Source organism: uncultured Parolsenella sp., assembly GCF_934660935.1.
Classification (GTDB): Bacteria; Actinomycetota; Coriobacteriia; order Coriobacteriales; family Atopobiaceae; genus Parolsenella.
In genome coordinates this window covers 74749-86272 of record NZ_CAKUIH010000008.1, presented here as the reverse complement: position 1 = coordinate 86272, position 11524 = coordinate 74749, and the positions used below count along the sequence as shown (strand labels likewise).

Sequence of the window (11524 nt, the reverse complement as noted above, 5' to 3'; positions counted from 1 at the left end):
CTCGACGCCCGCCCGCGCCCGTCGCCGCGTGCTCGACGCGCCCGCCCGGCACCCGCCCGCACCCGTCGCCGCGCATTAACGTCAGCCATCGCGCGTATCCTATACGGGTCAAGTTTACGTCGAGAGGAACCCTCACATGCAAGACGGAGCGCACCGATGATGCCGCGGATGCACCTTCACGTTCTAGCCAGCGGCTCGAAGGGCAATGCGTCCGTGGTGGAGGGCCCTGCCGGTTCCGTCCTCATCGACGACGGCCTCTCGCGCAGGGAGCTCCTCCGCCGCGCGGACGAGCTGGGCGTCGACATGGACCGCATTTGCTGCGTCGTCGTTACGCACGAACATGCGGATCACGTGAGCGGCCTTACCGTCTTCTGCAACAAGTATGAGGGCCGCCTCGTCGCCACGGCCGGCACCGCGGGCGGGCGCAAGTACCTCGCTCAGCTGCCGTTCGAGCTCGTGGGGGACGCGGACGAGTTCGAGGCGGGCGGGATGCGCGTGCGCACCTTCCCCACCTCGCATGACGTGGCGGACCCGTTCGGCCTTCGCTTCGACTGCGGCGCGGGCGAGGACGCGGATTCCCTCGGCTTCTGCACGGACACGGGCACGCTGGGAGACCGCGCGCTCGAGCTGCTCTCCGGCGTGCGCACCCTCGCGCTCGAGAGCAACCATGACGCGCGCATGCTCGCGACCGGCCCCTACCCGGGCTTTCTCAAACAGCGCGTCGCGGGAGACCACGGCCACCTCTCGAACGACCAGGCCGCGGCAGCGCTGCGCGAGCTCGTCGGGCCAGACACGGAGACCGTCGTTGCCATGCATCTCTCGGAGGAGAACAACCGGCCGAGCGTCGCCATCCGCACGCTGGCTGCCGCCGTTGGCGCGGAGGCCGCGAACTCCACCTTCACGGAGGCCCGCACGGCGGACGGCCACCTCACCATCTGCGCCGCCGCGCAGGCCCGGCCGATGACCGTGTGGTAGCGGGGACGAGCGCGCGCCGGGGGGCGTCTACGCCGCCGAGCGCTAATTCGCTTCCCTTACGTCCTCGCTAACGGAAGTGAAATGCGATTCGCTTCCGTTAGCAGCTCCCGAACGGAAGCAAATCGGCACTTCATTTCCACCAGCGGGCACCCCACGGGAGTGCGCCTATAAGCCCAAGTCGGGAAGCACTCCCTCGACAGCCGTGCGTTCCCTCTCCTGGAGATAGTTGGGGTTGAGATCAGATTTTCCATACGCAAGGTATGCCCCACGCGTCGCGGCAATGAGTTCGCTCGTAAAGAACTGCTCCCAGCTAAAGAACTCGCTGCTCTCTATGTAGTCCGCCGGACGCTCCAGCATATCCCGCACTTCCCTGCCTCCAATCAGGCCAGACTGGAGAATCAACCACTCGAAGGATTCGGGCAAGAACAGTCTCACGTTCTTGAAGCGTCGCAGCGACGTCACAAGCTCCATCTCCGGGCCAAACGCAGCACCGTCAGCAATCACAAGAACGGACTTGGCGTCACAATTGCGAACCACGTCATAAACCAGGCTCTTTCCGCCAGCGCTCTCGCACGGAATCCCAGACTTCTCGCAAAGTGCGGAGAAGAACTCGTAGCCGCTGTTGCTGTCCTCGACCACGACAAGCTCGGGACGCTCCCCAGAGAACGAGTCGTCGCCATAGATGCGGTAGGTCGACGCGAAGACGCGCGAGTAGGCCGGGTACTTTGACGATGAGCGCGTAAGGTTCTTCAGTCCATAAATCTCATCGACGCTATAAGGCAGCTGCGCCATGGACTCTCTTGCCACGAGCACGTAGTAGTTGTTGCTGTTGCGAACAGCGCGGGCAAACTCATGAGAGCGCATGAACGTCGAGTCCTCGTCTATGAAGACAATGCTGCCGCTGATTTCCGAGAGGTCGCGCTCCCAATTCCGGCCCGAGAGAACCCTGCAGGGGACATCGCAATTAACGACAACACCGCTGGCAGCTCCAATCTCGTCATATTGAGCGATGAGCTCGAGGAGCGTCGTCTTTCCGGTGGCGCTATTTCCCTGAAGAATGGTCAGGTTGCGGCGAACGGTCAGCTTGATCTGGAGGCGGTTGTTTCGGACGACAACCTGGTACTCCCCCCTCATCGCTGAATTCCCCTCAGGCAATCCGCGCCAATAAGCACCAGCTCATCCATGGTGTGAACCGTCTGCCCGGTGTTGCCGACGCGCGCGGTGAATCTTCCATTGCCGAAGTTCATCAGGTGATGGAGGTTGATGGTGATGTCGTGCTGCCTGGAAATGCGAAGGATCCAGCGAGCGCAGTTGTCTCCGCAGTTCGTGGCGTTATAGACATTCTGCGCGTCAAAGAGCAGCAGAAGCAGGGTCTTGGTACCGCTGGAGAGCTTCTCTGGCGGAATGATGCCGAGAATCTTCGTCTCAATCGCATTGGGCCCGAGAACGTCGCCCTTATCCACCGACTTTATGATCCCCTGGGCCAGAGGATCCTCGAGCCAAGCGGCAGAGTAGGTGTTGTTGAAATAGACCGACGTGTTATCGATCACGCCGTCCATATCGCCAAAGTAAATGGTAAGCACGCGACCTCCTTCTCATGGGAAGAGTATACGTTGCGAGGCGCGGGCAATGGCAGGTTAAAAAGGTGTAGCACCACCAGCTTGTCATGCGCCCGCTTCGCCCCGGCCGTCGCCCCCCCAGAGGAGAACAGCCAACCACACGCCACGCTAAAGGCTCGCCTTGCCCGCAAGGAGCCCTTTGATCCCGTACATGTCAGAGAGTGACGCGATTCGCTTCCATTATGCACGCGCTAACGGAAGTGAATATGATTTCACTTCCGTTAGCAACCTGCCAGCGAAAGCGAATCGGCGCCACCGTCCCTACTGCCCCCGTTTCGCGTACCTGGCCTCGGTGGCCGCCTTCGCGGGACGCCACCAGGCCTCGTTGGCCACGTACCAGTTGCCTTCTCAAACGGCTCGTTGCCCCAACGGTCGGCTCAATTACACCAGCCGAAATCAACGCATTGCGCCTATACCTGACCTGGCTCACGCTAAGGCCGATCTCCGACACAAGCTCGCGAACGGACATTTCGCCATTCGACCTGAGCAAGCCCAGCACGCACTCCTCGTCTTTCTTCGCCATCCGACGGTCACAGTCGCCCCAATCACTCACATTTCTCACTGAGATTAAGAGTGATTGGGGTGATACCAATAAGACGGCCGTGGCGAGCGAGAAGTCGAGCCAATTAGCCACGCATAGGAGAAAAGCCGCCCACGACGATAATGTTGCACTGGATGAACGTTTCGTCAGTCATCGCTACGAAAACTTCCTCATCGGATCGCGCCGACAGTCCTCGAGAAACTCAACGCCTACGGTTCCGGCCACCTCGTCGATGGTGTAGTAAATGCCATGGTGTCCAACAAACGTCACGCGAACCTCATGGTCGGGCATCGCAGACTCGTAAACGGGCTCATAAACCTCGCCCATCGCTGGGGCAACCTCGAGCATACGAAGTCTCCTTGCGATGCGCCTCGTATCGTCGCGAGAGGGAATGCCGAGCAACCTCTCCTTGACGGACCTCGCGAGAAGGACCTCGTAGTGCCGCAGACCATCATCCTGCCCAGACGAGCTCACAGCGACCACTTATCCGCAAGCTGGGAAAGCGTCTCGTCAAGAGATGCCGACTCGCCACGCCTCAGCTCGTCATGGCCTCGGGCAATTCCAGCGTAGACGTTCTTTTCGCGCTCGATAATCGTCTTGCGATAGCTCATCTCACGATCGTATTCGGCCGCATCGAGGAGAACGACCGCCGCCTTGCCGCGGCGAGTCAAGTAGATGGGTTCCTTCGTCCGCATCGCCTCGTCCGTGAGCGCGGCCGTGTTCCTCTGAAGCTCCGTCACCGGCAATACGGTTGGCATGCGATCCTCCTTAGAAGAGATGGCTTAGATACATAGGATTATATGTATCTAAGTATGTATAACAAGCAGAATTGAGAACATCGCTAATCATCATTCGCGCGCGGCTACCAACCGAAACTCCAAAGCCCAAAAGAAAACCGGCGTGCTGCGAGGGCCGCTCGCTGCACGCCGGCGGCACCCGCCTAGCCTATCTCCTCTTCACCTGGCAATACCCGCTCGCCTGGTCAAGGTTCACGTTGTAATACGGATCTCCCGCCTCACGAACGCCAGGCCATTTCTCATCGAACAGAGCAACATCGTTCTCGGAGAAATCCGGTGCGTTTTCAGCACTCACGAAATAGTGCTCCGGACACACGTCGCTAGTACGCAACTTCACCGTGCACGTCTGGGCGATACGAAGCCCCCGCTCAAGCACCCTGTGGCAGAAATCAGCAGCGCCAACCTCGCTCTCAAAGCGCTCGTCAAAGCCACCAACGGCTTCAAACAAATCCCTGGAGACCGTGAGCCCTTGCACGCCACAGGCGCTCACATTCTGCAGCGCGCGGAGATTGCACTGATAGCCAGGGAAATCATCTTCGTACCCGCGATAGAGAGGCATGATTCGCTCGCTCGTCACCGCGACACCGTAGGTTTTGTTCCTACCACCCCTATACAGCGTCTTAGGAGCCGACACGCCAACGCCGTCGAGCGAGCAGAGTCCAACAAGCTGTTCGAGCGGCTCGGGAGTGTCAAAGAAACAGCCGGCGTCCAAGAATAAGAGGAACTCCTCGCCGGCAGCGGCAGCTCCAAGATTGAAGCGACCAAATACGGACAGGCAATCAGAGCACTCCACCCGCTCGAAGCCATGAGGAAGTCGCTTCTTGGTATCGGGACAGCCCACAAGGAGAACGCGGCAATTCTGATGGGAGTTGTTCTGTTCGAAAAACTCAATAAAGCGATCAATCGTATTGAAAGGACAGGCTCCCTCGGCCTCCGGTTCATCAGCCCACGGAGCACAGTCTACGACAACGCATACGCCAGGCTTTCGAGTGCTCGAAAGCCAGATGTTGTGGATATTAATGATTCCGGAAGATACGATGCGCCCCTCGATTTTCCGGCGCGTAAGGCTTGCTTGTGCGGACAGCCTATAGGACTTCTGGCTGTAAGGCTTAGCGTCCGGATTTGCCGCGGTAGATTCAGCGCTTATTCTCCAGTGGTAAAGCACCTTCTGGACGCAATGCACTTTGCGCGCGACAGAAGTCGCGTAAAGGACCATGTTGTAGTCTTGGGCACCGTCATATCTGTTATCAGGAACGGGCATCGAATCAACGAGCGTTCTACGGATTGTCATGAGATGAACAATGTTGTTCTTGCATAGTAGCAGTTCCGGAGAGAGCTGCGGCTTAAACAAAGGATGTAGGTGCTTAAAGGACCCGGTTTTCTCGTCCTCTTCTACAAGGTCCTCGTCGCAATACAGAACGTCTATTTCCTGGTCCTCGTTGAGCGCCTTAACGTACTCAAACAGCAGGTCCGGCTCAATATAGTCGTCATGATCAAGGAAGCAGCAAAAATCACCCGTAGCCACAGCGATACCAGCATTGGTGTTTTCCGTTATTCCAAGATTGTCCCCAAGCGTCACAACGGAAACGCGCTTGTCGCGAATCTCCAGCGCATGAACCGCTGAGGCCAGAGCGGGCAGCTCCGGACTCGCGTTCACGAGAACAAGCTGCAGGTTGCCGTATGTCTGGCAAAGAACAGAATCGGCCATAACCCGTAGGTAGTTCAACGGGGTCTTATAGAGAGGGACAATGAAACTAAAGGTGGGCTTTAGCGCAAACCCTTCCGAGGTCTCACGTTGGAACTCAAGTTCAGCATCCGCCGCCTTATTCGACTCAAACCAGGTTGCATAGGCTCGATCGGTCCATGCGTCAATGGGGAACGGATTGAAATCGGCGGGAGTCCTTACCCCCGTGATGCGTCGAGCAAAACGGTAGGCCCTGCGAGCCGTGTCAACCATTGTTCCCACGTCATATCACCACTTTCGCCACAAATAATAGGCGCCCTGCCAGTGAGGCTGACAGGGCGCCACTCTTTAATTAGTTTACTCGGAAGCAGACTTACTTCTGATCACCGTTGGCAAGAAGCTCCTCGAGATACTCGGAGAGCTCCATCTCCCAGTCGGGCATGTGGAAGCCGGCAGCCTCGAGCTTGGAGAGGTCGAGCGCCGAGAAGTGCGGGCGCGGGGCAACGGGGCCGGCGGCGCTCGCATAATACTCGGTGGTGCTTACGGGAGTCACGGCATCGCCATTGCCGTTGGCGGCGTCAAAGACGGTCCCAGCGATATCAGCCCAGCTCCTGACAGCGCCAGACCCCGTGCAGTCATATACGCCATAGGGGGCGTTGGCGTTCAACAGATGGAAGACCGCCGCCGCCATATCACGCGTAAAGGTAAGACGGCCCAGCTGATCGTCCACGACGGTAACCCCATTGAGCTTGTCCTCGGGATTGTCAACGCGGTCACTGAGCGACTTCATGGTCTTCACGAAGTTGTGCCCATCGCCAATGACCCAGGAGCTGCGGAGAATGTAGTGCCTGGGACAGCCCTCCACGGCGAGATCACCGGCGGCCTTGGACTGCCCGTATACGCTAATGGGGCTGAGCGCCTCGTCCTCATTGTGGAGCTCACACGTGCCGTCAAAGACATAGTCACTCGAGATGTGCACAAGTGTGATGTCGTGGTTCGCACAAGTGCGGGCAAGCAGGGCCGGACCGGTCGCGTTGGCGGCCCAGCAGGTCACTCGACCCTCCGGGGTCTCGGCCTTGTCCACGGCGGTATAGGCTCCGCAGTTGATAACGGTGCCGTAGAGCGACCAGTCGTACTGGTCATACGCCTTAGGGTCGGAGAAGTCGAACGTGTCGATGTCGCAGAAGTCGAACGTGTCGAGAAGGCCTCGCTCCCCCGCAAGCGCGCGGACGGCACGACCCAGCTGGCCGTTGCAACCTGTCACGAGCGTGCGTCTGGGCTCCATGGGAACAACGTCCTTCAGCATCGGATGATGCTTGTCCGCCTCGGAAATCGTCGCCTCGGAAAGCGGGATGGGCCACTCGATGCCGAGCTCCGGATCTGCAAGGTTCACGAAGGTATAGGTCTTCTTGAGCTCAGCCGACCAATGAGCATTCACCAGGTAGGTGTAAGCCGTGCCATCCTCAAGGGCCTGGAAGGAGTTTCCCACGCCACGCGGCACGTAGATGGCCTTGGACGGATCGAGCGTGCAGGTATAGACGTTGCCATACGTCGGGCTGCCGGCGCGAAGGTCCACCCACGCCCCAAAGACGGAGCCGCGAGCGATTGAGATGAACTTGTCCCAGGGCTCCGCATGGATGCCGCGGGTTACGCCACGCTCGTCGTTGTAGCTAATGTTGTTCTGGACGATGCGGAAATCGGGAATGCCGAGCTCCGTCATCTTCGCGCGCTGCCAGTTCTCCTTGAACCAACCGCGTGAGTCACCGTGAACGGACAGGTCGAGAACCTTCAGGCCCTCAATCCCGGTCTCGGCGACGGAGAGCTGCTTCTCAAAACTAATCTCAGACATGGCTCTCCCCTACTGTCCCTGCTTCGCGTACCTGGCCTCGGTGGCCGCCTTCGCGGGGCGCCACCAGGTCTCGTTGGCCACGTACCAGTCGATCGTCTGGCGCAGGCCCTCGGCGAAGTCCGTGTGCTTGGGCTCCCAGCCGAGCTCGCGCCGCAGCTTGGTCGAGTCGATGGCGTAGCGGCGGTCGTGACCGGGGCGGTCACGCACCCAGTCGAAGTCGTCCGGGTCCTTGCCCATGGCCTCGAGGATCATGCGCAGGACCGTGATGTTGTTCTGCTCGCCGTCCGCGCCGATGAGGTAGGTCTCCCCCATGCGGCCCTTCGTGAGGATGTCCCACACGGCGGAGGAGTGGTCCTCGGTGTGGATCCAGTCGCGGACGTTCTCGCCCCTACCGTAGAGCTTCGGGCGCTCGCCGTCGATGATGTTGGTGATCTGACGGGGGATGAACTTCTCCACGTGCTGGTAGGGGCCATAGTTGTTCGAGCAGTTGGAGATGGTCGTGCGCAGGCCGTAGGTGCGGGTCCAGGCGCGGACGAGCATGTCGGAGCTCGCCTTGGTGGAGGAGTACGGGCTGCTCGGGTGGTAGGGGGTCTCCTCGGTGAAGCGCGCCGGGTCGTCGAGCGCGAGGTCGCCGTAGACCTCGTCGGTGCTCACGTGGTGGTAGCGGACGCCGTACTTCCTCACGGCCTCCAGCAGGCGGAAGGTGCCCTCGACGTTGGTGCGCAGGAACGGCTCCGGGTCCGCGATGGAGTTGTCGTTGTGGGACTCCGCCGCGTAGTGGACGATGGCGTCGTGCCCGGGGACGAGCTCGTCGAGCAGGGCCGCGTCGCAGATGTCGCCCACGACGAGCTCGACGCGGTCTGCCGGGAGTCCCGCGATGTTCTCGGGGTTGCCCGCGTAGGTGAGCTTGTCGAGCACGGTCACGTGCACGTCCGGGTGGTTGTTCACCACGTAGTGCACGAAGTTGCTGCCGATGAAGCCACAGCCGCCCGTGACGATGATGTTGTGCGGCTCGAACGCCTCCGCCATACTAGTACTCCCTCTTCGAAGCAATAATCTCTCCGGCAGCTACCTTCTTGAGGTGCTGGCCGTACACGCTCTTGCCATAGGCCTTGGCGGCTTCCACGAGCTGTTCGGTCGTCGTCCAGCCGTTCTCCCAGGCAATCTCCTCGGGAACCGAGACGGGCAGATCCTGCGAGTGCTCGACGGCACGCACGAACTCGCTCGCCTCATGCAGGCTCTCCATGGTGCCGGTATCAAGCCAGGCATAGCCCCGCCCGAGGGTCACGACGGAGAGCGTCCCGTCCTCCAGATACATCTGGTTGAGGGTGGTGATCTCCAACTCACCGCGGGGTGAGGGGGTCACCTTTGCCGCACGCGAGGCGACGTCGCCAGGATAGAAATAGAGACCCGTCACGGCATAGGAACTCTTCGGGTGCTCCGGCTTCTCCTCGATGGAGACCGCGCGGCCCTCGCGATCGAACTCGACAACACCAAAGCGCTCGGGATCATCGACGTGGTAGCCAAACACCGTTGCGCGGCCAGCCTCAGCGTTCTCGACGGCACGGCGCAGATGACGCGACAGCCCATTGCCGTAGAAGATGTTATCGCCAAGGACCAGGGCGCACGGCTCGCCACCAATGAACTCTTCACCGATGGTGAACGCCTGCGCAAGGCCATCCGGCGAGGGCTGCTCGGCATAAGAAAGCGAGACGCCATAGCGCGAACCGTCCCCAAGCAGGCGCTCGAAGTTGGGCAGGTCTGCCGGAGTAGAGATGACCAAGATATCGCGAATGCCCGCCAGCATGAGGGTGGAGAGCGGATAGTAAATCATCGGCTTGTCATAGACCGGCAGCAGCTGCTTGCTGGTCACAAGCGTAAGCGGATACAGACGCGTACCCGACCCACCGGCAAGAATGATGCCCTTCATATCAGAATCCTCTCGAGGGACGATATATCTCCCGATATGATAATAGACGTCTGTTATTCAGGAGCGTTATCCGACAAACGAACGTCAGAAGCCCATGCAAAACAAGCGCGCCGACATTTCGAACCTAAGGGCCATCGCCATCTTTCTGGTAGTGCTTGGTCACAGCATCATTCTGTATTCACGAGATTGGGGGCTCTATCCAACCGAACAGACAGCCCCGCTTTTCGACCATTTAAAAATGCTCATCAACACGGTGCAAATGCCCTTATTCTTTACCCTATCCGGCTTTTGCTTCTATTGGTCTTTTCACAACGCCAGTAACCTGAGCAGCCTACTCCTATCGCGCGCAAAACGCATCTTGCTGCCGTTTCTTTTCTTCGGCGCTATTTGGCTCGTGCCCATAAGAATGTTGATCGGATACCCTGGATATCAGGGGTTATCCTACCCGCTCATCCTGATTAGGATGATCGTTCTTGGCGGCGACAGCGGACACCTTTGGTTTCTTCCGACGCTATTTCATATCACCCTGGCATCCTCTCTTGTTTTGTGGACTGCAAAAACGTTGAAAGCCCCACGCCTGGGTCCAATCGCCCTATTTCTTTCGATGGCTATTGCATACCATTCGCCAATTAATATGGTTCCCTTCCAAAGTCTAGCCTCGAGCTACGGAATATGGTTTGCCCTTGGTTACGCCATCCACGGTTACGAGAACCATCTCACTCGATACAAGAAGGCCCTCGTTCTGGCACTCGCAATTCCAACTCTAAGCCTCTTTGCCCTTTCCTTCGCCGGATGGGAAATAGCGCTGCCTCGTGCCATCTTGCTTCTTTGGACCTTGTCATCAGTACTCGAGGTCTTCTTAACAGTGCCCCAAAGAGAATGGCGGCCACTGGACATCATCAGCAGAGACAGCATGGGCCTCTACCTCTTCCATTCACCGCTTATCTACTTTTCATTTACCTACTGGCCAAGCATCCACCCGGTGCTAATGCTCATCGTTAACCTATTTGGCTTTGGAAGCGTTGCGCTGCTTCTCACTGAGCTTCTTCGAAAAGCAAAAATGGGTTGGGCAATTGGTGAATAACCCAACCCATCCATTACAGGACAGTGATTCTTTAAATAAACTGCTTCTTCCACTTTTCGATGGAATCCCATGGAAGACGTATATTGCTTTCTAACGGATTGTTAATCCATGCGCTCAAGGCTCCGTCCTCAATTCCGGAGCGCTCTAAAACCGGAAGGTTTGTATCCTTACCAATCTGCCGAGCGCGATTATCAACCGAAATGATTAGCGACCTATGACCGCGGTTGAGGCAACGTATGCCTGCATGAAGTCGAGTTCCGATATAGTCTAAGTCGTCTCGTCCCAGAACTTCATCAAGTTGATTGATATCAGGACCCACGAGTTCGTAATTGTTGAGATCAATGACTTTATCTAGACACCAATCAATATCGTGACTCCCTTGGACCCATATCGTCACCTTCTCATAGTGTTTTTCCAATTCCCTAATCATCGCGAGATCATATTCGGGAGAAAAGCAATAATCGGTAATTGATGTCAAAACGTTCCGGGCCTTCCTGACAGGAATCCTCTTTTGTGCCTCGGGCGTAAGGGGCCACATGGTTGGACAGGCCGTATTTAAAACGTTTTTAACTCCTATCTGGAGCAAGCGCTGCCTCGTCATCTCGTCCCTAACAGAGTGAAGGAGCCGTTTGCTCAAAACGGATTTATAAAATCGTTTCGTATAGAAATCCATGCGGTCGTCGACGCCAATGTCCGACATTCCGACGCCTAGTAGGCAGACATTTCCGAGATTGCGATAATCAAGCGGGAGCGCCCATTGCCGCTGCTCAGCCATATGTGTATATAGAATATTAGTGCCACAAAGAAGCTTAGTCGCCCCTCCTGCACCCTCCCACACCGGATCGTAATAATGGGTCGGAATATGAAGGAGATTGACGGAGCCGAACAGTTCCTCTGCAACTGAATTGCATGCCGCCATTATGACCCAGTCGCCGGAGTTCTCACTGCCCATAGCCGTATCAAGCAGAATGGGCGGCGCGGACGAAAGAGTAGCCGAGACTTTGCGAGCCCTTTCGAGACCTCGCCAGTGCTTGTTGTTATCCAT

The 11524-nt window shown here is 58.0% G+C and carries 12 protein-coding genes; 2 read left to right on the top strand and 10 right to left on the bottom strand.

Going from position 1 to position 11524, the window contains the following annotated elements; all coding sequences use genetic code 11:
* Positions 1–156 precede the first annotated feature (156 nt).
* Positions 157–975, top strand: coding sequence for an MBL fold metallo-hydrolase (locus Q0H23_RS05700; RefSeq protein WP_293836539.1), 819 nt, complete (start codon positions 157–159; stop codon positions 973–975).
* A gap of 165 nt (positions 976–1140) precedes the next feature.
* On the opposite strand, the gene Q0H23_RS05695 is transcribed toward Q0H23_RS05700, so the two are convergent.
* The 9 genes from Q0H23_RS05695 to rfbA form a co-directional block, all read right to left on the bottom strand.
* Positions 1141–2109 (bottom strand): hypothetical protein, encoded by a 969-nt coding sequence (locus Q0H23_RS05695; protein WP_293836537.1) that lies wholly within the window; start codon positions 2107–2109, stop codon positions 1141–1143.
* On the bottom strand, positions 2106–2558 hold the full coding sequence (locus Q0H23_RS05690; RefSeq protein ID WP_293836535.1) for a DUF4869 domain-containing protein: 453 nt from the start codon (positions 2556–2558) through the stop codon (positions 2106–2108). The genes Q0H23_RS05695 and Q0H23_RS05690 overlap by 4 nt, the downstream gene beginning before the upstream one ends.
* Positions 2559–2748: 190 nt before the next feature.
* Positions 2749–3117 carry a winged helix-turn-helix domain-containing protein gene (locus tag Q0H23_RS07955; protein ID WP_366509942.1) on the bottom strand — a complete coding sequence of 123 codons (369 nt, stop codon included), beginning with the start codon at positions 3115–3117 and terminating at the stop codon, positions 2749–2751.
* Positions 3118–3291: 174 nt separating this feature from the next.
* Positions 3292–3609, bottom strand: a complete 318-nt coding sequence (locus Q0H23_RS05685; protein WP_293836533.1) for a hypothetical protein — start codon at positions 3607–3609, stop codon at positions 3292–3294.
* Complete coding sequence (locus Q0H23_RS05680; protein ID WP_293836531.1) at positions 3606–3893, bottom strand: type II toxin-antitoxin system Phd/YefM family antitoxin; 288 nt, start codon at positions 3891–3893, stop codon at positions 3606–3608. The genes Q0H23_RS05685 and Q0H23_RS05680 overlap by 4 nt, the downstream gene beginning before the upstream one ends.
* 187 nt (positions 3894–4080) lie before the next feature.
* Complete coding sequence (locus Q0H23_RS05675) at positions 4081–5889, bottom strand: glycosyltransferase (protein ID WP_293836529.1); 1809 nt, start codon at positions 5887–5889, stop codon at positions 4081–4083.
* Between the two features lie 100 nt (positions 5890–5989).
* The gene (locus tag Q0H23_RS05670; RefSeq protein WP_293836527.1) at positions 5990–7465 is read right to left on the bottom strand and encodes a bifunctional dTDP-4-dehydrorhamnose 3,5-epimerase family protein/NAD(P)-dependent oxidoreductase; all 1476 of its coding nucleotides are present in this window, start codon (positions 7463–7465) and stop codon (positions 5990–5992) included.
* Positions 7466–7474: 9 nt separating this feature from the next.
* Positions 7475–8494 (bottom strand): dTDP-glucose 4,6-dehydratase, encoded by a 1020-nt coding sequence (gene rfbB / locus Q0H23_RS05665; RefSeq protein WP_293836525.1) that lies wholly within the window; start codon positions 8492–8494, stop codon positions 7475–7477.
* A 1-nt stretch (position 8495) separates the two neighbouring features.
* Positions 8496–9395: a glucose-1-phosphate thymidylyltransferase RfbA gene (gene rfbA / locus Q0H23_RS05660; protein ID WP_293836523.1), complete on the bottom strand. Its 900-nt coding sequence runs from the start codon at positions 9393–9395 to the stop codon at positions 8496–8498.
* A gap of 94 nt (positions 9396–9489) precedes the next feature.
* On the opposite strand from rfbA, the gene Q0H23_RS05655 reads away from it, so the two are divergent.
* On the top strand, positions 9490–10479 hold the full coding sequence (locus Q0H23_RS05655) for an acyltransferase (protein WP_293836521.1): 990 nt from the start codon (positions 9490–9492) through the stop codon (positions 10477–10479).
* A 31-nt stretch (positions 10480–10510) separates the two neighbouring features.
* Here the strand turns inward: Q0H23_RS05655 and Q0H23_RS05650 are convergent, their stop codons facing one another.
* Positions 10511–11524 carry a polysaccharide pyruvyl transferase family protein gene (locus Q0H23_RS05650; RefSeq protein ID WP_293836519.1) on the bottom strand — a complete coding sequence of 338 codons (1014 nt, stop codon included), beginning with the start codon at positions 11522–11524 and terminating at the stop codon, positions 10511–10513.